Origin of the sequence: Pikeienuella sp. (assembly GCF_046290545.1) — a bacterium.
Lineage (GTDB): Bacteria > Pseudomonadota > Alphaproteobacteria > Rhodobacterales > Rhodobacteraceae > Pikeienuella.
Window position 1 is genome coordinate 97244 of sequence record NZ_JBKAGV010000017.1, and the last position, 23991, is coordinate 121234.

At 68.8% G+C, this 23991-nt stretch carries 17 protein-coding genes; 7 read left to right on the forward strand and 10 right to left on the reverse strand.

The features are described from left to right. Positions 1-298: 298 nt before the first annotated feature. From ACE37J_RS17015 to ACE37J_RS17025, 3 genes are read right to left on the reverse strand one after another with little or no spacing between them, the layout of a single operon-like run. The gene (locus ACE37J_RS17015; protein WP_409713160.1) at positions 299-1087 is read right to left on the reverse strand and encodes an SDR family NAD(P)-dependent oxidoreductase; all 789 of its coding nucleotides are present in this window, start codon (positions 1085-1087) and stop codon (positions 299-301) included. 7 nt (positions 1088-1094) lie between these two features. After that, positions 1095-1781, reverse strand: coding sequence for a DUF6134 family protein (locus ACE37J_RS17020; RefSeq protein WP_409713163.1), 687 nt, complete (start codon positions 1779-1781; stop codon positions 1095-1097). A gap of 10 nt (positions 1782-1791) precedes the next feature. Then, positions 1792-2421, reverse strand: coding sequence for a ChrR family anti-sigma-E factor (locus ACE37J_RS17025; RefSeq protein ID WP_409713166.1), 630 nt, complete (start codon positions 2419-2421; stop codon positions 1792-1794). 167 nt (positions 2422-2588) lie between these two features. On the opposite strand from ACE37J_RS17025, the gene ACE37J_RS17030 reads away from it, so the two are divergent. Then, positions 2589-3635 (forward strand): cysteine synthase A, encoded by a 1047-nt coding sequence (locus tag ACE37J_RS17030; protein WP_409713169.1) that lies wholly within the window; start codon positions 2589-2591, stop codon positions 3633-3635. Between the two features lie 50 nt (positions 3636-3685). On the opposite strand, the gene ACE37J_RS17035 is transcribed toward ACE37J_RS17030, so the two are convergent. Further along, positions 3686-4396, reverse strand: coding sequence for a DNA-processing protein DprA (locus ACE37J_RS17035; protein ID WP_409713173.1), 711 nt, complete (start codon positions 4394-4396; stop codon positions 3686-3688). Beyond that, positions 4389-5270 (reverse strand): hypothetical protein, encoded by an 882-nt coding sequence (locus tag ACE37J_RS17040; RefSeq protein WP_409713176.1) that lies wholly within the window; start codon positions 5268-5270, stop codon positions 4389-4391. Before ACE37J_RS17040 ends, ACE37J_RS17035 begins: the two co-directional genes overlap by 8 nt. Positions 5271-5524: 254 nt before the next feature. Between ACE37J_RS17040 and ACE37J_RS17045 the strand changes: the two genes are divergently transcribed. From ACE37J_RS17045 to ACE37J_RS17055, 3 genes are all read left to right on the forward strand, one after another. After that, the gene (locus tag ACE37J_RS17045) at positions 5525-7303 is read left to right on the forward strand and encodes a carboxyl transferase domain-containing protein (RefSeq protein WP_409713179.1); all 1779 of its coding nucleotides are present in this window, start codon (positions 5525-5527) and stop codon (positions 7301-7303) included. 68 nt (positions 7304-7371) lie between these two features. Next, complete coding sequence (locus ACE37J_RS17050) at positions 7372-8478, forward strand: 5-methyltetrahydropteroyltriglutamate--homocysteine S-methyltransferase (RefSeq protein WP_409713182.1); 1107 nt, start codon at positions 7372-7374, stop codon at positions 8476-8478. 84 nt (positions 8479-8562) lie between these two features. Then, on the forward strand, positions 8563-9471 hold the full coding sequence (locus ACE37J_RS17055) for a hypothetical protein (RefSeq protein WP_409713185.1): 909 nt from the start codon (positions 8563-8565) through the stop codon (positions 9469-9471). 6 nt (positions 9472-9477) lie between these two features. Here ACE37J_RS17055 and ACE37J_RS17060 read toward each other — a convergent pair whose 3' ends face one another. The 3 genes from ACE37J_RS17060 to xdhA are packed head-to-tail and all read right to left on the reverse strand — an operon-like array spanning position 9478 to position 12669. Then, positions 9478-10416 (reverse strand): fatty acid desaturase family protein, encoded by a 939-nt coding sequence (locus tag ACE37J_RS17060; protein ID WP_409713188.1) that lies wholly within the window; start codon positions 10414-10416, stop codon positions 9478-9480. Then, positions 10413-11204: an oxepin-CoA hydrolase, alternative type gene (locus tag ACE37J_RS17065; RefSeq protein WP_409713191.1), complete on the reverse strand. Its 792-nt coding sequence runs from the start codon at positions 11202-11204 to the stop codon at positions 10413-10415. The genes ACE37J_RS17060 and ACE37J_RS17065 overlap by 4 nt, the downstream gene beginning before the upstream one ends. Beyond that, positions 11197-12669 carry a xanthine dehydrogenase small subunit gene (gene xdhA / locus ACE37J_RS17070; RefSeq protein ID WP_409713194.1) on the reverse strand — a complete coding sequence of 491 codons (1473 nt, stop codon included), beginning with the start codon at positions 12667-12669 and terminating at the stop codon, positions 11197-11199. Before xdhA ends, ACE37J_RS17065 begins: the two co-directional genes overlap by 8 nt. Before the next feature lie 127 nt (positions 12670-12796). Here xdhA and ACE37J_RS17075 point away from each other — a divergent pair, with 127 nt between their 5' ends. Next, positions 12797-14416: an ATP-binding protein gene (locus ACE37J_RS17075; RefSeq protein WP_409713197.1), complete on the forward strand. Its 1620-nt coding sequence runs from the start codon at positions 12797-12799 to the stop codon at positions 14414-14416. Between the two features lie 70 nt (positions 14417-14486). After that, the gene (locus ACE37J_RS17080) at positions 14487-17819 is read left to right on the forward strand and encodes an ATP-binding protein (protein WP_409713200.1); all 3333 of its coding nucleotides are present in this window, start codon (positions 14487-14489) and stop codon (positions 17817-17819) included. A gap of 4 nt (positions 17820-17823) precedes the next feature. On the opposite strand, the gene ACE37J_RS17085 is transcribed toward ACE37J_RS17080, so the two are convergent. Both ACE37J_RS17085 and ACE37J_RS17090 read right to left on the reverse strand, forming a co-directional pair. Beyond that, on the reverse strand, positions 17824-20106 hold the full coding sequence (locus ACE37J_RS17085; RefSeq protein ID WP_409713203.1) for a right-handed parallel beta-helix repeat-containing protein: 2283 nt from the start codon (positions 20104-20106) through the stop codon (positions 17824-17826). Positions 20107-20133: 27 nt separating this feature from the next. Beyond that, on the reverse strand, positions 20134-22815 hold the full coding sequence (locus tag ACE37J_RS17090) for a calcium-binding protein (RefSeq protein ID WP_409713205.1): 2682 nt from the start codon (positions 22813-22815) through the stop codon (positions 20134-20136). A gap of 150 nt (positions 22816-22965) precedes the next feature. Here ACE37J_RS17090 and ACE37J_RS17095 point away from each other — a divergent pair, with 150 nt between their 5' ends. Beyond that, positions 22966-23988, forward strand: coding sequence for an aspartate-semialdehyde dehydrogenase (locus tag ACE37J_RS17095; RefSeq protein WP_409713208.1), 1023 nt, complete (start codon positions 22966-22968; stop codon positions 23986-23988). Positions 23989-23991 lie beyond the last annotated feature (3 nt).

Below are 23991 nucleotides of genomic sequence, written 5' to 3' on the forward strand. Positions count from 1 at the left end.
GGCGAAACCCTTCCGAACGGAGCGCGGAGGGCCGCGGCCTCCCTCGGGGGGCCGCCTCGGACTGATTGGTCGTCGCGGTTTATGGCGTCACGGCCTCGGACGATTGCACGTCTTGCGCCGTTGCGATGCGGCCTCCCACGGGGGAGGGAGGCCGCGGCCCGGGCTGGTCGCCCGGGCCAAGGGATGCAGGGGGAGCGCCCGCGATTGTTTCAAAACCGATCACGGGAAAAATCGTTCCGAATCAAACCTCCGACCCCGATAACCATGGTTATGGGCCGAAAACCTCCCGAATCCGGCCTCACTTCACCCTCTCGTCCCACCCCATCAGCTTCCGCATGACGGCGAGATAGGCGCGGTTGGGGAGGAGGCCGATCGTCTTGAGGAGGATCTCGAACCGGCGCGGGAAGGCGATCTCGAAGCCGGGCTTCTTCAATCCCTCCACGATCCGCTTCGCCGCCTCGTCCGCCGGGATGACGAAGGGCATCTCGAAATCGTTCACCGAAGTCGCATCCGTCTTCACGAAGCCGGGGTTGATGACGGAGATGCGGACGTCGAGGTCGATCAGGTCGAAGGCCAGCGCCTCCGCCATCGTTATGAGCGCCGATTTCGTCGCCCCGTAGGCCGCCGCCCGCGGCAGGCCGCGATAGCCGGCGACGGAGGCGGTGATCGCCACATGCCCGTCCCGCCGCCCGATCATGTGCTTCAGCACCGGGTCGAGCCCGTTGGCGACGCCGTTGAGGTTCACATCGAAGGTCTTCGCCGCCTTGCCCGCGTCGAATTCCTGCGCCCGTAGCGGGATGTAGAGCCCGGCGTTGAGGATCGCGAGGGCGAGCGGCCCCTCCGCCGTGATCGCGGCGACGGCGGCGGCCATGCCGCCCCGGTCCGTCACGTCGCAGGGGAGCGGCAGGATCTTCCCCGGCCGCTCGGCGGCGAGCGCCTCCAGCGCGTCGGCCCGCCGCGCCGTGGCCCAGACCGTCCAGCCCTCGTCCGCCAGCCGCAGCGCGACGGCGCGGCCGATGCCGGCGGAGGCGCCCGTCACCCAGGCGGCCCCGTCAGCGGGCCGCATCCGTTTGGACCAGACGCTCACGAAAGCCTCACAGGGAGGCGGTCCAGACCGGGGCGAAGGCGGGGGCGACGGATTGCGGCGCATAGACCGCCGGCTCGCCCCCCGCCGTGAACTCGACGGAGAGCCATTCCCCGCCGGCGTAGTGGAGGATCACGTCCAGCTTCTCGCCCTTCGCCGTCCAGCGTTCGGTGGCGATGGGCCCGTTCGGCCCGCCGATCTCCCCCGGCCCGATCGCGGCGGTCGTCACCTCGATGGGCACGCCGGTCTGCGTGTTGATCCAGATTCCGCGCTTCAGGAAGTCCATCGACCAGTAGGTCGTGCTCACCGTATCGCCCGGCACGCGGCCGGAGAACATCGAGCCCTCGATCTCCAGCTCGTCCCCGACCTGGCGGACGCGGGAAAAATCCGCGTCCCCGTCATCGTCCGTCTCGCTGTCCATCGAGACGAGCCGCCCGCCCTTCCAGACCTCGCGGTTCCGCATGGAATAGCGATAGGCGGTGATGCCGAGGATCTTCACCTGCAGCTGGATGTCGATATCCACCTCCGCCGCGCCGTCCGCCCCCGGCCGGACGTCGATGCGGTGCGTGCCCATCTCGCTCCCGTCCCGATAGACGGTGAATGTCCGCGACCCGCCGCCGGCGGCGAGAAGCGGGAACGGGGAAACAAGCGTTGCAGCGCCGACCCCAAGGATCAGCGACCTCCGTGTCGGCGTCATCACGTCCTCCTCAGGAGAAAAGATTGAGCGCGCGCCCGAACCTGCCGGTAAATGTAAGACCGCCCGAGAGAACCGCAAGGCAGATGCAGGGACGGTCGCCCCCCGCTCGCGGGTGATGGTCCACGCTCGGGTCCGCGAAGGCGACGTCGCCGGGGCCGTAGCGCCGGTCCCCGTCCACCAGCTCGCCGTCGAAGACGACGGTCAGTTCCTCCGCCTCGTGCGTATGCTGGGGGATCGCCGCGCCGGGGCGGACGCGGAGGAGGCTCACGCTCTCCCCCTCCTCGTTGCGGAAGGAATATTCGTGGACGCCGGGAAGGCGGAAGCGCCACGGAATCTCGTCAAAATTCATGCCCACCGCCGCCGCCACCGGCGCGGGGAGCGGCCCGCGGCGGAGCGGCGCGGGCGCCGCGCCCTCCGTCTCCGCATCGTCCAGCCGGGCGAGGGCGGCTTCGAGATCGGGCTCGCCCTCCGGCCCCTCCGTCTCCACCAGCGCGCCCGCGAGCGCCTCCAACCGCGCGACTTCGGCGCGGCAGGCGGCGCAATAGGTCAGATGCGCCGAGACGGCGAGCTCCGCCCCTTCCGTCGCGCGGCCGAGAGCGTAGGCGGCGAGGAGCCGCTTGGAAGGATGTCCAGTTTCCATGACAGGCGATGTGTTCCGTCGTCGATGCGTTTCAAGCGAGAATACGCGATCTCGATGCAAACGGATCACCGCCGCGTGAACGTTTTCACAGGGCGGAGCGCCCTTGCGCCGGCCCGCGCCCCGGCGATAGACCTTGCGCCGAAGCGAGGATCGGGAGGAACCACAGGATGCGCGTGTACAAAGACCTGGCCGACGCCGTCGGCAACACCCCGCTCATCCGCCTCCGCCGCGCATCGGAAGAGACGGGCTGCGAGATCTACGGCAAGGCCGAGTTCATGAATCCCGGCCAGTCGGTGAAGGACCGCGCCGCGCTCTCCATCATCCGCCACGTCGTCGCCTCGGGCGAGTTGCGCCCCGGCGGCGTGATCGTGGAGGGGACGGCGGGGAACACCGGCATCGGCCTCGCCCTTGTCGGCGCCTCGATGGGCTTTCGGACCGTCATCGTCATCCCCGAGACGCAGAGCCGCGAGAAGAAGGACATGATCCGCCTCGCCGGGGCCGAGCTGGTGGAGGTGCCGGCGAAGCCATACCGCAATCCCAACAACTTCGTCCGCTATTCCGGGCGGCTGGCCGAGGCGCTGGCGAAGACGGAGCCGAACGGCGCGATCTGGGCCAACCAGTTCGACAATGTGGCGAACCGCCAGGCGCATATCGACACGACGGGGCCAGAGATCTGGGAGCAGACGGGGGGGAAGGTGGACGGCTTCATCTGCGCCGTCGGCTCCGGCGGCACGCTCGCGGGCGTCGCCATGGCGCTGCGGGAGCGGAACCCCGCGGTGAAGATCGGGCTGGCGGACCCGATGGGGGCGGCGCTCTACAACTGGTACGCAAATGGCGAGCTGAAGGCCGAAGGCTCCTCCATCACCGAGGGCATCGGCCAGGGCCGCATCACCAGGAACCTCGAAGGGCTGGAGGTGGACATGCCCTTCCAGATCCCCGATTCCGAGGCGATCCCCCTCGCCTTCCGCCTGCTGGAGGAAGAGGGCCTCTGCCTCGGCGGCTCCTCGGGGATCAACGTCGCCGGCGCGATCCGGATGGCGAAGGCGATGGGGCCGGGCCATACCATCGTGACGATCCTGTGCGATTATGGCACGCGGTATCAGAGCCAGTTGTTCAACGCGGAGTATCTGGGCTCGAAGGGCCTGCCGCTGCCGGGGTTTCTGGCGCGGGGGAAGGCGGAGTTGCCGGGGGTGTTTGAGGCGGTGGAGGAGTGAGGGGGGCGCGCAATGGAGCACGCAAATTTGAAAGCCCTTAAAATGATTTGCTAGATTAGCTTCGGGTTAATTTCATTTATAAATCTCTTGTATAGAGAATCCTTAACTTTATTCATGTTTGCTCGCTCCGTAGACCTGAGCTTATTAAGCGGAATACCTCCTTTATTTATCAATATCGCGTTCCCTTTTGCGTCTGCCGACAGGCTATCGTAGTGAGCCACAAACAAAGGCACTCCCATCGAAAGAGTCGCATTTCCAGCATCAAGGGTGCCCCCTTTCTCGCCGGCCTCAATCACTATCATCGCCCCACTGAGACCAATGATAACTTTATTTCGCTCCATTGCCCGATATGCCTGCCACACGCTACTCGGTTCAAATTGGCTAACGACCAAGACACGATTCCAGTCCCAAACAGACGAAAACGACTTACGAATTCGAAAATTATTTATACCTTCTGGAAGAACTAAAATCGTTGTACCACCAGAGGCGAGCGCCATGTAGTGCGCAACTTCATCTACCCCAGCTGCGTTTCCCGAGACAACATTTAATCCTAGTTCTGCGGCCTGAGAGGCGCAATCATTTGCAACGGCGAGACCTTGCTCAGATGCTCTGCGTGAACCACAAAAGCCAACACTAGGTTTCTGCAATAGATCGGTGTTGCCCATACAGTAGATGTTACCAGGCGCCTTACCCCCCAATATATCGGATAGAGAACGCGGATAACCACGCTGACCCCTCCTGATCTGCTGTACATCAGACATCGACTACCGTATTGTTATCAGTATCTCGGAGTGTCTTCACCATAGACAGTCCATGCACACTGCTACAGCCAAGCTCTAACAGCTTACTTGCAAAAAATTGCTGCGTAATTCCTGATTGATATTTGTCATCTAATATAATAACGCTTAGACCTGCGAGGCTGGGCCCGCTGTATTTGAAAATACACCTCTCCCAATTGTCCCATTTTTCGGAAAGAGCATTCTCCTTCGAAGAAAAATCTTTCCCGTCTAAATCAAAAAACCCTGTTACATCAAACTTTCCAGTAATACGCGATGCAATTCGAGTAATCTCTCTTGGCAGGTCGAAAATTTTATCTTTAAGCGCTGGAACGGCGCATATGGCATGTGTTTCATGCAAATAAGATACGCCTGAAATTGTGATGCTGCTAATTTCTGCCAAACGCTTTATTGCGTCTGCATCTTGATGATGCTTTGCTCTCTCCTCCAAATTTCCAATATCTGTCTTTGCGCCAGATACGTTGTCGAAAAAATTCACATCTAACGCCAAGCTAGACCGCAATAGATTTCTAATGAAAACTCTGGAACCTTGACTGCGCTCCCAATCTTCCGCCATAGAAATCTTCTGGGGTGTGTCAAGAAAGCAATAAAATTGCTTGTACTCAGCATTGTGTCTAAGAGACAGGCCAGTACCATCAAAAAAGTGCTTACAAAGACCATTGTCAAATGGAACTGAGAAAGTAGGCCTTGCTTTTTGCTTTTGAACACCTGAACTTTGAGAAAATTGCTTCCTGTGGGTGTCTCCATCACCCAACATAGAAAGCACATTCTCCTTCGTTATACGTGTCATTTGTCTTCCGTATTTTTTGGGAAATAAGAACATATAGAGAACCGTCATTCGAGTCAAGACGGCAGGATCGTCATGAGTCGCAAGCTACGACACACTCAAAGAGTGGTGGACCAACTCTTAGTAGTCAAATTTCAGCGCGTTCAGATTTCGATCTGAGCGGAGAAAGGAGTTAGCCATACCTGATAAATATAAAATAAAATCAAATACATAACCCACCGCTCACGCGTGTGCGCACCCTCCGCCCCCATCCCCTCTGGCGCCGCCCCCGCCCTTCCGCCACAACGCTCTCGGGAGGGCCGCCGATGCAGACCGTAACGCTCCGCGCCGAAGGGGCCGCCATCGTGGCCGAGGTTCACGCCGTCGAGGGGGCGCGGCTGGAGGCTGGCGCGCTGATCCTCGTCACCGAGCTGATGAAGATGCGCCATGAGCTGCGGGCGGAGCGGGCGGCTTCCGTGGAGGCGGTGCTGGTCGAGGCGGGGGATGCGCTGGCGGGCGGGGAGCCGCTCGTCCGCCTCCGCTGGCTGGAGGAGGAGGCCGCGCCCGCCAAGGCCGCGCCCGCCGCGCCGCGGGCCGACCTCATAGAGTTCGAGGCGCGGATGGCGCTCCTCGCGGACGAGGCCCGGCCCGAGGCGGTCGCGAAGCGCCGGGCGCTCGGGCTCCGCACGGCGCGGGAGAATCTGGCCGATCTCTTCGATGCCGGGAGCTTCACCGAATACGGCGCCCTCGCCGTCGCCGCCATGCGCCGCACGCGCCCCCTCGCGGAGCTTCAGGCCCGCACCCCGGCGGACGGGATCGTGACAGGGACGGGAACCGTGGCGGGCCGCCCCGTCGCCGCGATGGCGGTGGATTACATGGTGCTCGCCGGCACGCAGGGCTTTCACCATCACCGGAAGATGGACCGGCTGATCGAGGTCGCGCGGCGGGAGCGGCTGCCCATCGTGCTCTTCGCGGAGGGCGGCGGCGGGCGGCCGAATGACGGCGACGTGGCGGAGATCATGGCCGCCTGGCTCAACGTCACGAGCTTCCGCCATTTCGCGGCGCATGAGGGGCCGAAGATCGGGATCGCCGCCGGCTATTGCTTCGCCGGCAACGCCGCGCTTTTCGGCGTCTGCGATGTGCGGATCGCGACGGAGCGGAGCTTCATCGGCATGGGCGGCCCCGCGATGATCGAGGGGGGCGGGCTCGGCAAGGTCGCGCCGGAGGCGGTCGGCCCCTCCGGGGTTCAGGCGAAGACCGGCGTGATCGACCTTCTGGTGAAGGACGAGGCGGAGGCCGTGGCGGCGGCGAGGCGCCTCCTCACCCTCTCCGCCCCCTCCGAGCCCGGAGAGGGCGACGGGGAGGCGCTCCGCGCCGTCGTGCCCACGGACCGGACCCGCGCCTATGACATGCGGAAGGCCGTGGCCGCGCTGGCGGATGGCGGCGAGTTCCTCGAATTCCGCCGCGGCTTCGGCGCCGGGATGATCGCCGGGTTCCTCAGGATCGGCGGCCGCGCGCTCGGTCTCCTCGCCAACAACCCGCTCCATCTCGGCGGCGCGATCGACGCGGAGGCGGCGGCGAAGGCGGCGCGGCATCTCCAGCTTTGCGACCGCTGGGGGCTGCCCATGCTGACGCTCTGCGACACGCCGGGCTTCATGGTCGGGCCGGAGACGGAGGCGACCGGGCAGGTCGCCCATGTCTCCCGCCTCTTCCTCGCGGGCGCGCATTTCTCGCAGCCGCTGGTCACGGTGATCCTGCGGAAGGCCTATGGCCTCGGCGCGATGGCGATGGCGGGGGGCGGGTTCGACCGGCCGGCCTTCTGCTGCGCCTGGCCGACGGGCGAGGTCGGCGCGATGGGGCTCGAAGGCGCCGTCCGCCTCGGCGCGCGGGAGCGATTGGCGGCGATTGCGGACGAAGGGGAGCGGGAGGCGGAGTTCCGCCGCCTCGTCGACGAGCTTTACGAGCGGGGCAAGGCGCTCAACGCCGCCTCCCTCCTCGAATTCGACGCGGTGATCGACCCGGCGGAGACGCGCGCGGCGATCCTTCGCGCGCTGGCGGCGGCGGGCCCGGCGCGGCCGGGGCCCCGCTATGTGGACGCGTTCTGACGGGGCCGCGCCCCTTCCCCCGCCCCGCCCCCTCGCCTACCCTCGCGAAAAATCCGAGGGAGCCCGCCATGCCCGCCACAGCCCCGTTCCGCGCCGATCATGTCGGCAGCCTCCTCCGCCCCGCTTCCATCGCCGCCGCGCGGAAGGCGCGCGCCGAGGGTCGGCTCGACGGGGCAGGGCTCCGTGAGGCGGAGGATGCGGCGATCCCCGCGCTGATCGGCATGCAGGAAAACGCCGGGCTGAAGGCGGTGACGGACGGGGAGGCGCGGCGCTCCTTCTGGCATTACGACTTCATGGGGATGCTGGAGGGGATGGAGCTGGTGGAGCGGGCCGAAGGCGTCCAGTTCGCCGGCGTGAAGCTCCGCCCTATCTTCCCGACCATCACGGGCCCCCTCGCCTTCCCCGACGATCACCCGATGCTGGAGCATTTCCGCTTCGTCGCGGCGCATACGTCCGTGACGCCGAAAATCTCCATCCCCGGCCCCTCCTGCCTCCATTTCCGCACGGCGAAGGCGGACATCGCGCCGCCCGAATACCGGGACCCGGAGGCGCTCTTCGTCGCGATCACCGGGGTCTACCGGAAGGCGGTGGCGAAGTTCCACGAGGCCGGCTGCCGCTATCTCCAGCTTGACGACATCTTCTTCGCCTATCTCTGCGACCCGAAGCACAGGGCGGACAAGGCGGCGGAGGGCTTCGACCCGGACGCGCTGATCGCCAGCTACGCCACGATGATGCGGGAGGCGATCAGGGACCGGCCCTCCGACATGGTGATCGGGATGCACATGTGCCGCGGCAATTTCCGCTCCACCCACGCCGCGACCGGCGCCTATGACCTGGCGGCGGAGGCGATCTTCTCCACCGGGGTGGATGTTTTCTTCATGGAATATGACAGCGAGCGCGCGGGCGGGCTCGAGCCGCTGCGGCTCCTCCCGAAGGGGCGGCAGCGCGTCATGCCCGGCTTCGTCACCACCAAGACCGGCGCGCTGGAAAGCCTCGACGATCTCCGCCGCAAGTTCGACGAGGCGGCGCGCTACGCCGATCTCGGCCAGCTTGGCATAGCGCCGCAATGCGGCTTCGCCTCGACGGAGGAGGGCAACGCGATCACCGAGGACGACCAGCGGCGGAAGCTCGACCTCGTCGTCGCCTGCGCGGAGGCGATCTGGGGCGAGGTTTGACCTCGATCAAGGCGCGCGCCCCCCGCGCCGCGCTTCATCGGCGGGCCGGCCAAGGGCGCCGCGCATGCAGACGAGGCGAAAACCATGTTCCCAGTGGGGCAGAAACGATCCCTTGCCGGCTTCCTGATCGCGGCGGCGGCATTCCCCCTCCACAGCGCCGTCGCCGCGCCTTTCGATTTCAGCGGCTCGCTCGGGGAGGGCGGCTTCACCCGCTACGTGCCGCCGGTGACCAACCCGATCTTCAACGAGACGCCGCTGATCACGACGGAGATCCGGCCGATCTATTTCCGCCAGAAGATCCCTTCGGATTTCCCCTCGGGCGGCGGCGATATCGACGTCGTCGCGGCGCAGCTCCGCGTCGCCATCACCAACCGGCTCGGCTTCCTCGCGACGACGGACGGCTACGCCTGGGCGGATTTCGACGCCGCGCTGCCGGATTCCTCCGGCTTCGCCGACCTCGCCGTCGGGCTCAAATACGCCGTGGTCTATGACCCCTCGGCCGGCGAGGTGCTGACCCTCGGCCTCCGCTACACGCTGCCGAGCGGGAACCTCGATGTCGGGACGATCGACCTCACCGGCTACGGCGCCGGCTCGCTCCACATCTTCGCCAGCGGGCTGAAGCAGAGCGGGCCCTGGCAGCTCCAGGGCAATGTCGGCGTGCAGCAGGCGCTTTCGGGCGATGCGACCTCCTTCGCCTATGGCTCGGCCCATGTGAGCTACGAGATTCTTCCCGGCCTCTATCCGCTCGCGGAGCTCAACGTCTTCCTGCCCTATGACGGCGGGGACCGCCTGCCCGGCTCGCAGCTGACGGGCGTGGACGTGGCGGATTTCGGCTCGTCAGACCCGAAGAACAGCGTCACGGTCGCGGGCGGGCTCCGCTACCGCCCGGCGGAGAACGTGATCCTCGGCGGGGCGTTCGAATACAACGTCTCGGAGAGTGCGGACCATCTGATGGAATGGCGCGCGATGTTCGACGCGGTGATCCACTTCTAGGCGGCGTCAGGCCGGCCGGGACGAGGCGAGCCGCAGCACCTGCCAGTAGCTGCGGCCGATCTCCATCCGCGGCCCGTGCCCCTTCTCCAGCATCAGCGCATGGAGCTTCGGCAGGTTCCGGCAGGGGACGTGCATCACGAGGTGATGTTCGAGGTGGTAGTTCACCCAGTAGGGCGCGAGGAGAAGGCGGAGGAGCCAGCCGGCCTTCGTCGTCCGCACGTTCCGCAGGGGATCGTCCGAGAATTCCACGGCCCCGTGCTCCGCGATGTTGCGGACGCGGAGGACGAGCTGGAACCAGGTGAGGAGCGGCAGGAGCCAGAAGGCGAACCACCACCACCACGCGCCCGCCGCCCACATCGCCGCGAAGAGGGCGGCGTTGGCGACGAGCGCGCGGCCGAGCACCGGGCCGGAGAAGGCCTGCGCGAGGTCCTGGCTCGTCGCGCCCTCGCTCTCCCCCGCCATCTTGAAGGCGAACATGATCTGCTGCGCCCGTTGCCGCACGCCGGTCTGGCCGGAGATATCGCGCCAGAGCTTCCGCAGGAGCGAGGCGCGGGTGCAGGGGAAGGGGCGGGAGAGCGTGAGGTCCGGGTCCTCCTCCGTCTGCGTGAAGCGGTGATGCTTCAGGTGGTAGCGGCGATATTCCAGCATGTCGGCGAGGATCGGCCGGCCACAGAGCCATTCGCCCGCCCATTCGTTGAGGGCGCGGTTGCGGAAGAGCGCCGAATGCGCCGCCTCGTGCATCAGGATCGCGAGGCCGAGCTGGCGCGAACCGATCAGCACCACCGCGAGGAGGAAGGTGAGCGGGTTCGGCCAGAGCGCGAAGAGCGCGAGCGCGGCGGCGATCACGCCCCAGCAATGGAGGAGGAGGAGCGCGCCCCAGAGGTCGGACCGCCGCGCGAGGGGGCGGATTTCCTCGGGCGTCAGGAAGGCCTTTCCGGGGGTCATCGGAACCTCGCGGGCCGTTTCTCCAGGAAGGCCGAGGCGCCCTCGATTCCCTCCGCCCCGCCGAGCGCGTGGGCGATGGAGACCGCCTCCGCCTCCAGCTGCGCGTCGAGCCCGGCGCCTTCCGCCTGCCGGATCAGCCGTTTGATGCCCGCCATGGACTCCGCGGGCCCCTCGGCCAGCTCCGCCGCCCAGGCGAGCGCGGCCGCCACCGGATCGGGCGCGAGGCGGTTGACCATGCCGAGGTCGTGGAGGCGGGCGGCGGGGACGCGCCCGCCGGTCAGCGCCATCTCGGTCGCGAAGTGCCGCGGCAGGGCGCGCGCGAAGCTCCAGGTCGCGCCGCCGTCCGGCGTGATGCCGATCTTCACATAGGCGAGCATGAAATAGGCGTCCGGCGCCGCCACGATGAGGTCCGACGAAGCGGCGAGCGAGGCGCCGGCGCCCGCGGCGCCGCCCTCCACCGCCGCGATGACGGGGCGCGGGCAATCGCGGATCGCGCGGATGAGCTCGTGGAGCCGGTCCACCCCCTCCCGCCGCTTCTCGAACGGCTCCTTGTGGGCGACGGCGAGGCGCTTCACGTCGCCCCCGGCGCAGAAGAACCCGCCGGCGCCGGAAATCACGACGGCGCCGACATCCGGCGCGGAGGCCGAGGCGATGGCGGGGATCATCCCGTCATAGAAATCCATCCCGAAGGCGTTGCGCTGTTGCGGCGCGTTGTTGACGAGGTGCAGGACGCGCCCGACTCGCCGGACGATCACCCGCTCCGCCATATCCGCAGCCGCATCAGACATGTCTCTCTCCCGCATCTTCGAGGGGCTTCGCGCGGCCCCGTCCCGCAACCCTGATATCGCCGAAGCGCCGTTCGAGATAGAATTTCGTGAGAAGGTTCCGCGCCGCGCGCATCCGGTAGGCGGCGCCGGCGCGATGGTCGCTGAGCGGTGCGAAATCCTCCTCCAGCGCGGCGGCGGCGGCGGCGATGGCGGCTTCGTCGAGCGGCCTTCCGAGCAGCGCCCGCTCCGCCGCCCGCGCCCGCTTTGGCACGCCCGCCATGCCGCCGAAGGCGATGCGGGCGAGCGTCGTCATTCCCGCCTCCTCCCGCACATGGATGGCGGCGAGGAGGGAGGAAATGTCCTGGTCGAAGCGCTTCGAGATCTTGTAGCAGCGGAGGTCCATCGGGTCGGCGGGGCGGGGAACGTCGACGAACTCGACGAACTCGCCGGGCCGGAGGTCCTGCCGCCCGTATTCGATGAAGAAGGTCTCCAGCGGAATCTCGCGCCGCGCCTCCCCCCGGCGGAGCGTGAGCCGGGCGCCGAGCGCAATCAGCGCCGGCGCGGCGTCCCCGATCGGGGAGCCGTTGGCGATGTTGCCGAGAAGCGTGCCCGCGCCCCGGACCTGCGGCGAGGCGAAACGGCGCCAGAGCTCCCCGAGATCGGGCGCGAGCGGGGCGAGGGCGGCCATCGCGCGCTCATGGCTCACCGCGGGGCCGAAGCGGAGGCCGGCCTCATCCTCCCCGATCTCGTCGAATTCCGCGACGTCGCCGACCCAGAGGAACATCGCCGGCCGGAAGCCGCGCTTCGTGACCCAGAGGCCGATATCGGTCGCCCCGGCGAGGATCGTCGCCTCCGGATGGGCGAGGCGGGCGGCGGCGAATTCCTCCGCGCTGCGCGGGGCGAGGAAGCGCGCGCCGGCCGCCCGATGGTCGAGCGTCAGCGTCAGGTCGCGGCGGAGCGCCCTGAGGCGGGCGAGCGCGGCGTCATGGTCGGGGGCGGCGGCCGGCTCGGCGCGGGCGGCGGCGGCGGCGGCGAGGATCGGGCCATAACCGGTGCAGCGGCAGAGATTGCCGGCGATCTGGTCCGCCACCGCCTCCGGCGCGGCGCTCGCGCCCGTCTCGTAGGCGTGCGCGAGGCTCATGACGAAGCCCGGCGTGCAGAAGCCGCACTGGCTGCCATGCCCCTCGGCCATCGCGCGCTGGACGGGATGGGCGCCGCCGAGCGCCTCCACCGTCACGACCTCCCGGCCGTGGAGCATCGGCAGCAGCTGGATGCAGGCGTTCGCCGTGCGCTGACGGAGCGCGCCGTCCGGCGCCAGCTCCCGCACGATGACGGTGCAGGCCCCGCAATCGCCCTCGGCGCAGCCTTCCTTGGTTCCGGTGAGCCCCCGCGCCTCCCGCAGCCAGTCGAGCAGGGTCGTGGTCGGCGCGGCGCCGGGCGCTGCGACGCGCTCGCCGTTCAGGATGAACCTCACGCCTTCGCCCATCTCGCACCGCCGCGTCGCATTGCCGGCAGTTTCCGTTTCGGCCGGAGGATTGTCCAGCGCCGGGACGGCATTTAAACGTAAGTTAGCGATTGCGACTCCATATGTCCTGAGTTCACGCGGGATATCCATGTCGTCCGAGCGAGACCCAAGGCCGTCAGCACTCGTCGCCGCCAGGCGGCTCGCGCTGCTCATGGCGGCGGCGCTCGTCGCGCTCGTCTCGGGCGCGCTCGTCGCGGTCTTCTGGATGGCGGCGGCCTATGACGATCTCGGCAAGACCAGCGCGGAGCGGATGATCTGGGGCGGTGTCCACGATCTGGAGGTCAGCCTCTCCGTGACGACGGAAGACTATTCGGTCTGGACGGCTTCATGGGAGGCGGCGCGGGCGAGGGACTGGCCGTGGCTGGCCGAGAACATGGGCTCCGGCGTCTATGACGGCGAAGGGACGATCGCGGATCTCTTCGTGATCTTCGAGCCGGGCGGAGTCGTCGAATATGGCTGGACGGAAGAGACGGGCGCGGAGCCGACCCCGGGCCTTCTCGACCCGGAGGCATTGGCCGTCGTCAACGAGGCCTTCGATGCGGCGCCCGAGGCGTTCGGCGAGGCGCTCACGCTCTATGTGCGGTCGCGCGGCGAAGTCTGGCTGCTGGCGGCGATCCGGATGACGCCGACGGAGGGCGCGCTCGATGGCGTGACGGATGCCGAGACGCCGCGATTCGTCTCCGGCCGCAAGCTGACGCCGGAGTTGCTGCAAGCGCTCGGCGAGAAGTTCCTCATTTCCGGCGCGACGCTTTCGGACGCCGCGCCCGGAGACGGTCTGGACGGGCTGATCGTCCCCGATCCGGCCGGGGCGCCGCTGGCCTGGATCGTCTGGGAGCCGCCGGCCTCGGGCGCGGACATTCTTGGAAACCTCCTTCCGCCCGTACTCGCCGCGCTCCTCGCCGCGGCGCTGGCGGGATGGCTCGTCACGCGCCGGATGCTGGCGGCGACCGGACGCCTCCAGGGCGCGCTCTTCGAGGCGGAGGCGGCGGACCGGGCCAAGACGGCGTTCCTCTCCAATGTCAGCCACGAGCTGAGGACGCCGATGAACGGCGTCATGGGCATCGCCCAGCTTCTGCGCCTCCGGACGGGAGACGCCGAAAGCGGCCGCCTGATCGACGTTCTGATGACCTCGGCGCGCCATCAGCTCGCGCTCATCAACGACATCCTTGAAATGGCGCGGATGGAAGGCGGCGCGCGGCGCCTCGCGGAGACGCCGTTCGACCCGTCGACGGAGCTCCTCTCCGTCATCGCCATGCTGAGGCCCGAGGCGGAGGGCAAGGGCCTGACCCTGCGCGATTCAGGCGTCGCCGAGAGCGGCCTCGTGACCGGCGACCCTCTCGCCTTTCGGCAGATCGCCGTGAACCTCATCGGAAACGCGCTGAAATTCACGGAAGCCGGCCATGTCCGGATCGGGCTCTCCGCGGCGCGGAGCGGCGCGATCGTTTCGCTCCGGCTCGAAGTGGCCGATACCGGCCCCGGCATTCCCGAAGCCTGGCGCGCCCGCATCTTCCGGCGCTTCGAGCGCGGTGAGGCGGCGGAACGCGGCGCGGCCAGCGGCGTCGGGCTCGGCCTTTCGATCACCCGGTCGCTGCTCGAGATGATGGGCGGCTCGGTGGAAGTTTCGGAGGCGCCCGAGGGCGGCGCGCTCTTCTCCGTCATCGTCTCCCTGCCCGCGGCCGGAGCCGAGGAAAAAGCCGAAGCGGCCTGAACGCCTCCCGCCACTTACGCGGGCGGCGCGGATGCGTTAAGCATCTCCCGCGGGAAGTCGGGGGATGGCCTTGTCGAAACGACCCGATTGCGGAGCCTGCGGCGCGGAGCCCGTGGCGGGAGCGCGCTTCTGCCATCTGTGCGGCGCGGCGCTCGCCCCCGTCTGCGCGGGCTGCGGCGCCGAATTGCCGCCCGACGCGCGCTTCTGCCACATGTGCGGCGTCCCCGCAGGGGCGTCAGCCGCCGCTCGGCCTCCCGCGGCGCCCGACGCGCTGACCCTGGCGGGGGAGGCGGAACGGCGGCAGATGACCGTTCTCTTCTCCGATCTCGTCGGCTCCACCGCGCTCTCCGAGAGCGTGGACCCGGAAATGCTGCGCGAGCTTCTCGCCGCCTATCGCCAGATCTGCGCGGAGGCGGTGGAGCGGCAGGGCGGGACGGTGACCAAGCTGGTCGGCGACGGGCTCGACGCGCATTTCGGCTATCCGGTGGATTACGAGGACAGCGCCGCCCGCGCCGTGCGCGCCGCGCTGGAAATCGCCTCCGCCGTGCCCTTCCTCAGCGGGCGGTTCCCGGGCCTCGCCGCGCCGCTTTCCGCGCGAATCGGGATCAATACGGGGCTCGTCGTGGTCGGCGACGTCGGCGCCGGCGCGCTGCGGGAAAAGCAGGGCGTGATCGGCGACACGCCGAACGTCGCCGCGCGGCTCCAGGCGGTGGCGGAGCCCGGCCAGGTGGTGATCGGCCAGGCGACGTGGCGGCTCGTCAGCCACGACTTCGTCTTCGCCCCGCTCGGCCCGAAGCGGTTGAAGGGCGTCGCGCAGCCGCTCGAATGCTATGTCGTCCTCGCCGAACGGGCGGAGCGCGAGCCCGATGCGCCCGGCTCCCGCACCCGGCTCGTCGGGCGGGAGGGGGAAATCGCGGTGCTGCGCCAGAACTGGCGCCGCGCCGCGGGCGGCGACGGGCGGACCGTGCTGCTGACGGGGGAGGCCGGCATCGGCAAGTCCCGCGTGGTGGAGACCTTGCTGGAGGAGTTGCGGCGGGAGCCGGACTTCGCGGAGCTGAAGCTCTTCGCCGCCGCAGTCCACACCGCCACCGCCTTCCGGCCGCTGATCCGGGAGCTGGTGCGCCGCGCGGGCTTCGCGGATGGCGAGCCGGATGCGGCCCGGCTCGACAAGCTGGAGGCGCTGGTGGACGATCTCGGCCTCGACCGGGAGATCTACATGCCGCCGCTCGCCTCCACGCTCAGCGTGGACCTCGGCGGGCGCTACACGAAGGCGGCCGACGCCTCGGTGGTGAAGCATCGCTTCCAGGCCGCCTGCGCCGCGATGATCGACAAGGCGGGCGAGGGGCGGACGCTCCTCCTCCTCGTGGAGGACCTGCACTGGGCGGACCCCTCGACGCTCGAATTCATCGACCAGTGGATCACCGAGACGGCGCGCCGGCGCTGCCTGACGATCCTCACCTTCCGGCCCAGTTTCGACCATGGCTGGCGGGACGAGAGCCATCTCTCCACGCTCAACCTCAACCGCCTCAGCCGGGTCGAGAGCCGGGAGGTGATCGGCCTCGTCGCGCGGAAGCCTCTGCCGGAAGAGGTCGTATCCACCATCGTCCAGCGCACGGACGGCGTGCCGCTCTTCATCGAGGAGCTGACCAAGATGGTGCTGGAAAGCGGGCTGATGCAGGAGACGGCGGCGGAATACCGCCTCACCGGCCCGCTGCCGCCGCTCGCGATTCCGGACAGCCTGCAGAACTCGCTCATGGCCCGGCTCGACCGGCTGGCGACGGTGAAGGAGGTGGCGCAGATCGCCGCGGCCATCGGCCGGCGCTTCCGCCACTCGCTGCTCGCGGAGGTGACGGGCGACCCGGACGGGGAGCTGGAGGCGGCGCTCGCCAAGCTGGTGGACGCCGAATTGCTCCAGCGCTTCGGCTTCCCGCCCGATGTCGAATACGAGTTCCGCCATGCGCTGGTGCAGGACGCCGCCTATGGCTCGATGCTGAAATCCTCGCGCCACCGGGTCCATGCGCGCATCGCCGCCGCGCTGGAGGCGAATCCGAGATCGCGGGAGCTGGAGCCCGAGATCATCGCCCGCCATCATCTCGCCAGCGGCGCGCCGGTGAAGGCGGCGCCCTTCTCCTTCGCCGCCGGCCAGCGCGCGCTCGACGCCTCCGCCCATCGCGAGGCGATCGGCCATTTCGCCGCCGCGCTCGAACATCTGGAGGACATGCCGGACGACCCCGGGCGCCGGCGGCTCGAGCTCGACATCCGCATGGCCTATGGCGTCCCGCTCCAGACGCTTCGGGGCTACGCCCATGCCAGCGTGCGCAAGAACTACGACCGGGTGGAGGCGCTCGCCACCAGCCTCGGCGCGACGGCGGAGCTGATGCCGCTCTATTACGGCATGTCGCGCTATCACATGCTGAGCGCGGATTACGAAAAGGCGCTGGTGGGCGGGGAGAAGCTGCTCGCTGCGGCGGAGGCGGCGGGCGACGCGATCTTCCTTGCGGCGGGGCGGCGCATCCTCGGCTCGATCCGGTTCTATACCGGCCGGTTCACGGAGGCGCGGGAGATGCTGCTCGCCGTCCTCTCCTCCGGCCTCGTCGAGGCGGATTACTCGCTCGCGCGGCAGGTCGACGTGGTGGATTTCCGCGCCGCGGCGAACGCCTACATGGCCTGGGTCGAATATGCGGAGGGGCGGCCGAACGCCGCCCGCACCTATGCTGCTGACTCCATGAAGGTCGCCTCCGGGCTGTCGCACCGCTTTTCCGAGGCTTTCTCGATCTGTTTCGCGTGCTGGACCCATGAATTCTGCGGAGACCGGGAGCGCGCGCGGGAGCTTGCGGCGAAGGGGCTCGCCATGTCCCGCGAGCACGGCTTCCAGTTCTGGATCGGCTGGACGGAGGTGATCCTCGCCGCAACGGGGGGCGAGAGGAAGTCGGGCCTTTCGGCCGCCGATTATGCGCGGGAGGGACTGGCGGACTGGGAGGAGGTCGGCTCCCGCCTCGGGCTCACCTATCTCCTGTCGCTGACGGTCGAGCTTCTCGCGAAGGAGGGGCGCAAGGACGAGGCGGAGGAAGTTCTGGCGGAGGCCGAGCGCTTCATCGCCGAGACGGGGGAGCGGTTCTGGGCGCCGGAGATCATCCGGTTGAAGGGCGTGCTCCGCCGCCGCTCACGCCCTGCGGAGGCGGAGGCGCTGTTTCTCCGCGCGCTGAAAGAGGCGGACGCGATGGGCGCCCATCTCCTCTCGCTTCGCGCCCTCCTCTCGCTGGCGGAGACGCCGGGGCGGCGCGAGGAGGCCGCGGCCGCGCTCCGCGACCGGCTCTCCGCCTTCCCGGAGGAGGAGGAGAGCGCCGAGCTGGAGGCGGCCCGCGCCCTCGCCGCGCAGCCGGCGCAAAGCCGCAGCGCATGAGGCCTCAGAAGATGAAGTCGTCTTCCCCGAACGCCGCGGCGTTCTGGTTCTCGAAGAGGATCGAGCCGCGGGTGTAGCTGACGAGCACGTCGTCGCCCTGCTGCTCGATCCGGAGCTCGTCGAAGCCCGAGACGCCGCGCTTGAACTCGACCTGATCCGCGCCCTGCTGGAAACGCTGGATCACGTCCGCCCCGTCTCCCGGCTTGAAGCGGAACGTGTCCGGCCCGCCGCCGCCCGTCAGCGTGTCGGCGCCCTTGTTCCCCTCGATCGTGTCGGCCCCGCCGCCGCCGATGATCCGGTCCGCCCCGCCGCCGCCCTTCAGGAAGTCGCCGCCGCCGCCGCCCTTCAGCGTGTCGTCGCCGCCCTGCCCGAACATCCGGTCGGCCTGGCCGCCGCCCTTTAGGCTGTCGTCGCCCCCGCCGCCGCGGAGCACGTCCTCCCCCCGCTGGCCGAGCAGCGTATCGTCCCCGCCGCGGCCCCTGACCGTATCGTCCCCGGCCAGCGCCGCGATCCGGTCCGGCCCGCCGGTTCCCCTCAACACATCGTCGCCCATGGTCGGCCCGGCGGGCGGAGTGGTTGGGGGCGTCACGGGCGGTTCGACCGGCGGGGTGACGGGCGGGGTGACCGGTGGCGTCAGGGGCGGCGGCGGCGCCGCAAGCTCGAAGGCGCCGAGGTCACGAATCCCGCCATTCGCGACACCGGGGAAGTCCGCCGCCGCCACGCCGTTCGCTCCCGAAGCCGTCGCCCCGGCCCCCGAAGCGTCGAGCGCCGGGTTGTTCGCCGCGTCCCGGAGCGCGACCGTCATCACCGCCCCGCCATTGTCCGCCAGCCGCCCGTAGCTCTGGCCGCCATAGACCCCCGTGCTCGCGAAGAGCAGCGCGGCCCCGGCGTTCGCGACATTCGCGAAGCCGGTCGTATCGAAATCGCCCGCCGTCGCGCCGACAAGGTTGCGCCCCGTGAAGACGATGTCCCCCGGATCGGGAGCGGAGTTGTTCTTCGCGAGATCATTGGTGAAGGAGCCCGGATTGCCCACGATGATCGAATTCGAGATCGTCGCGATCCCGCCGAAGAACACCCCGCCCCCGGAATTTGCGCTGTTTCCTGCGCCGTTCCCGGTGATGGTGACATTGGCGAGCGTCACGTCCCCGCCCGAATGGATCGCCCCGCCGCGCGTGTCGTAGCCGTAGCCGCGGTTGCCGACGAAGGTGGAATCGGTCGCGGAGACGCCGGTCTTCGAATAAAGCCCGGCCCCGTGGACGGCGTTTCCCTGCGCCGTGTTGTTCGCGATCGTGGAGCCGGTGACGGTGATCTCGCCCTCAGCCTTCACGCCCGCGCCGCGGGCTGCGTTCCCAGTCGTCGCGTTGCCGCTGATCGTGGAGCCCGTGATCGTGACCGCGCCGGTCGCGAAGATCCCGCCGCCGCCATAGCGCTCGGAATTCGCGTCGAAGAAATCGCTGTCCGGGTCGCCTCCCGCGGCCCTGTTGCCGGTGACCGCGCCGCCGCTGATGACGAGATCGCCGGCGACGAAGACGCCGCCGCCGGTCCCCTCGGCGTAGTTGTCGGCGATTTCGCCGCCGCTGATGGCGACATCGCCTTGCGCGTGGATCGCGCCGCCGCTTGCGTTGTCCTCCGGGTTGTAGGCGGCGTTGTTCATGAAGATCGAGTTCGTCAGCGTGAGCGAGCCGGGCGCGCTCACGAAGATCGCGCCGCCGCCCAACCCGTCCTGCACAATGTTGCCGCTGAAGACGCTGTTCACGATCGTCAGGTCCGCGCCGGTATAGATCGCGCCGCCGCCATTCGCGGAATTGTAGACGACGTTGCCGATCACGTTGGAATTGCGGATCGTCAGGTCCGTGCCATAGGCGTCGATGGCCCCGCCATAATTCCCGTCCCGCCCGCCCGTCAGGTTCAGCCCGTCGAGCGTCAGGGAGTGCCCGGCCGCCGCCCCGGCGAGCGAGAAGAGCTTGCTGTTGTCGTCCAGATCGCCCGCGTCGGAGGCGCGGATGTCGGTGAAGCCGTTCACCAGAACGTCGTCGTTCTCGACATCGCCGGAGATCGTGATCCGCCCGTCGCCGTAGATCCCCATCGAGGAGGCGATGCCGAGCGCGGGGCCGGCGAGCCTCATCGTCCCGGAAAGCGCTTCGTCGAAAACGATGCGGTCGAAACCCGGATTCGCGTCCGCCAGCGCCATCGCCTCGCGGAGCGAGAGCCCGGTTCCCCCCGGCGCGCCCACGCTCGCGCCCATGTCGTTCTCGTCGATCAGCGTCGTGACGATGATGTCGGCCATTCGTCCCCCTCGCCTCGCGCGGCGTCCTCAGAAGAGGAAATCCTCCGCCCCGAAGGCGCCGGCGTTCTGGTTCTCGAAGAGGATCGAGCCACGGGTGTAGGTCACCAGCACGTCGTCGCCCTGCTGCTCGATCCGGAGCTCGTCGAAGCCCGAGACCCCGCGCTTGAACTCGACCTGATCCGCGCCCTGCTGGAAACGCTGGATCACGTCCGCCCCGTCTCCCGGCTTGAAGCGGAACGTGTCCGGCCCGCCGCCGCCCGTCAGCGTGTCGGCGCCCTTGTTCCCCTCGATCGTGTCGGCCCCGCCGCCGCCGATGATCCGGTCAGCAGCGCCGCCGCCCTTCATGAAGTCGGCGCCGCCGCCGCCCTTCAGCGTGTCGTCGCCGCCCTGGCCGAACATCCGGTCGGCCTGGCCGCCGCCCTTCAGGCTGTCGTCTCCCCCGCCGCCGCGGAGCACGTCCTCCCCCCGCTGGCCGAGCAGCGTGTCGTCCCCGCCCCGGCCCCTGACCGTATCGTCCCCGGCCAGCGCCGCGATCCGGTCCGGCCCGCCGGTTCCTGTCAGCACGTCGTCGCCCTGAGTCGGCCCGGCGGGCGGGGTGGCCGGGGGCGTAACGGGCGGCGTCACGGGGGGCTCCGGCCGTGGCGTGGCCGGGGGCTCCGACGGCGGCGTGACGGGGGGTTCCGCCGGCGGCGTCACAGGGGGCGTCACAGGGGGCGTAACGGGGGGCGTAACGGGAGGCGTGACCGCGGAAAGGCTCCGCGCGCCGTCCGCGAAGCGGAACGTCTCCACCTCCAGAACGGTCGTGGTCTCGCCCGCGCGGGAGAGGCGGAGGCCGCCCTCCGCCGCCACGACGGCGTAGTCCGCGAAGGCGCCCTCGAACACGGCTTCGTCCTGCCCCGCGCCGCCCTCGATCCGGTTGACGCCGGGCCCGCCATGCAGCGTGTCGTTCCCGCCCGCGCCCCGCAGCAGGTCGTCATCCTCGCCGCCGAGCAGAAGGTCCCCGCCCGGCCCGCCGCGCAAGGTGTCGTTCCCGCCCCCGCCTTCGAGCGTGTCGCCGTCGTCGAACTGGGCGGTGAGGTCGTTGTCCTCCGCCAGGTCGGCGGCGAAATCGCTGAGGAGGCGGGTGGAGACGGTTCCGGTCGTTGTCAGCGGATCTCCGCCGGGGATTCTCGCGCTCTCGATGGTGAAGGCGACCGTTTCCGGCGCCTCGAAGGCGCCGTCCACCACGGTCGGGAGGCGGATCACGGCGCCGTTGTTGGCGCCGGAAAGGCGGACGGAGCCGGAGAATTCCGTCCCCTCCGCGAAATCCGACTCGTCAAGGGATATTCCCCCGACGCCGACGAAAGCGCGCCATTCCACATCGAGGATGCCGAAGAAGAAGGCGTCGATCCGCCCGATGGCGAAGGCGATCTCCTCCCCCTCCGTCGCCTCCTCCGCGAGGGCGCGGGCGAAGACGAGGTTTCCGGCGGTTTGCGGCGCGGGGGCGCCGATGACGAGGTCGGAGGCGGCGCCGGGGTCGCCGGGGAAGCCGGAGCTGAAGGCGAACGGTCGCCCGCCCGCCGAGCCGCTGGCGGCGCGCCCTCCAAAGGTCTGTTCGCCGCCGTCGCCGCCCGACCCGGCCGTCCCCCGGTCTCCCGCCCCGCCCAGGGCTCCCGCGGTTCCCGCGATTACCGGGGCGACCTGATCGTCCAGCGCCAGCGCCGTTTCAAAGGTGACTGACCCGCCGATGTTCAGGATTCCGGCGGCCGCGTCGCCGCCGTCGCCGCCGCGGCCGCCGGAACCGGGCCGCCCGGCCGAGCCGCCGTCGCCGCCTTCTTTCGCGCTCGTGTTGAAGACCACGGCGACGAAACCGTCGCCTCCGGTTCCGCCGTCGCCGCCGCTCCCGCCGCGGCCGCCCTTGCCCCCATTCCCGCCGTCGCCGGCCTCGGCCCGCATGTTCGGGCCGAAGGCGCTGTCGATCAGGGTGAGGTCCCCGCGGTTGAGGATGGCGCCGGCGGCGCTCCCGCCCGCTCCGCCGCGCCCGCCATCGGCGCCCTCGTTGCCGTCGAAACCGTCCCCGCCGGCGGTCGCCACGACGAAGAGCGCGCCGTCCGTGCCGTCGAATCCGTCCGGCGCCGCGCCGCCTGCGCCCCCCTGCCCGCCATTCCCGCCGTCCTGCGCGATGGCGAGCGTGTCGTTGATGCGCACCCGGTCGAGCGTCAGCGTCCCCTCGTTGAGGATCGAGCCGTAAGCGTCCCGCCCGTCATCTCCTGCGGGGCTTCGGTTTGCGCCGGTCGCGGCGCCGCCGTCCTCAGCCGGGGCGAGCACGGCCATGCCGCCGCCGGTCAGCTCCAGCGCCTCCAGCGTGACCACCGCCCCGGCGGCGATCTCGAAATGGGGGGTGACGGAGAAGACGCCATTGATGGTGAGACCGCCCCCGAAGATCTCGACATCCGCGAGCCCGTCTCCGTCGAAATCGCCGTTGATCGTCAGCCCGTCGCCCGACGTGATCCGGAAGGCGTTGCTCGTCGTCGCCGCCGCTGTGGGCAGGGTCGAGACCCGCTCCATGTCGATCCGGTTTAAGCCGCCCGCGAAGGCCGCCGGGTCGAACACGATCTGGTCCGCCCCCGGAGTCGCGTCCGCGAGGCGGATCGCCTCGCGCAGAGACATCAACCCCCCGTCCGCATTCACCTCGTCCCGGTCGAGGTTCGTATTCACGACAATCCGCATCGGCGGGAACATTTCAGCCGCCGCCTTGATTTTCAATGCACTTTTACACTTATCGTGCCTAACGGCGGAAGCGGCGTTCGGACCGCCGCATCTTTCCATCCCCCGCGAAGGGGTTTATGAGCGCGGCGCTTCCTCTCAGGAGACGACAAGATGGGCTATCGGATCGCCGTCGCGGGCGCCACCGGCAATGTGGGCCGCGAAATGCTGAACATCCTCGCAGAGCGCGAGTTCCCCGCCGACGAGGTCGTCGCGCTGGCGAGCCGCAAATCGCTCGGGCAGGAATGCGGCTATGGCGAGCGGACGCTGAAGACGCGCGATCTCGACACGTTCGACTTCACGGGCTTCGACATCGCGCTCTTCGCCATCGGCTCCGGCCCGACGAAGACCTACGCGCCGAGGGCGGCCGCACAGGGCTGCGTCGTGATCGACAATTCATCGCTCTATCGCTACGATCCGGATGTCCCGCTGATCGTGCCGGAGGTGAACCCGGACGCGGTGATGGGCTACGCGAAGAAGAACATCATCGCGAACCCGAACTGCTCCACCGCGCAGATGGTCGTCGCGCTGAAGCCGCTGCATGACCGCGCGCGCATCCGCCGCGTCGTCGTCTCCACCTACCAGTCCGTCTCCGGCGCGGGGAAGGAGGCGATGGACGAGCTCTGGAACCAGACCAAGGGCATGTACGTGCCGGGGCAGGAGGTCGAGCCCGCGAAGTTCCAGAAGCAGATCGCCTTCAACGTCATCCCGCAGATCGACGTCTTCATGGAGGACGGCTCCACCAAGGAAGAGTGGAAGATGTCCGCCGAGACGAAGAAGATCCTCGACCCGAAGATCGGGGTCCACGCGACCTGCGTGCGCGTGCCTGTCTTCGTCGGCCATTCCGAGGCGATCAATGTCGAGTTCGAGGACGAGCTGGACGAGGACGAGGCGCGGGAGATCCTGCGCGAGGCGCCGGGCGTGCTCGTCGTCGACAAGCGGGAGCCGGGCGGCTACGTCACGCCGGTCGAGTGCGTGGGCGACTATGCGACCTATGTGAGCCGCATCCGCACCGACCCGACGCAGGACAACACCCTCTCCTTCTGGTGCGTCTCCGACAATCTCCGCAAGGGCGCGGCGCTCAACGCCGTGCAGATCGCGGAGCTGCTCGGGCGGCGCGTTCTGAAGAAGGGGTGAGGG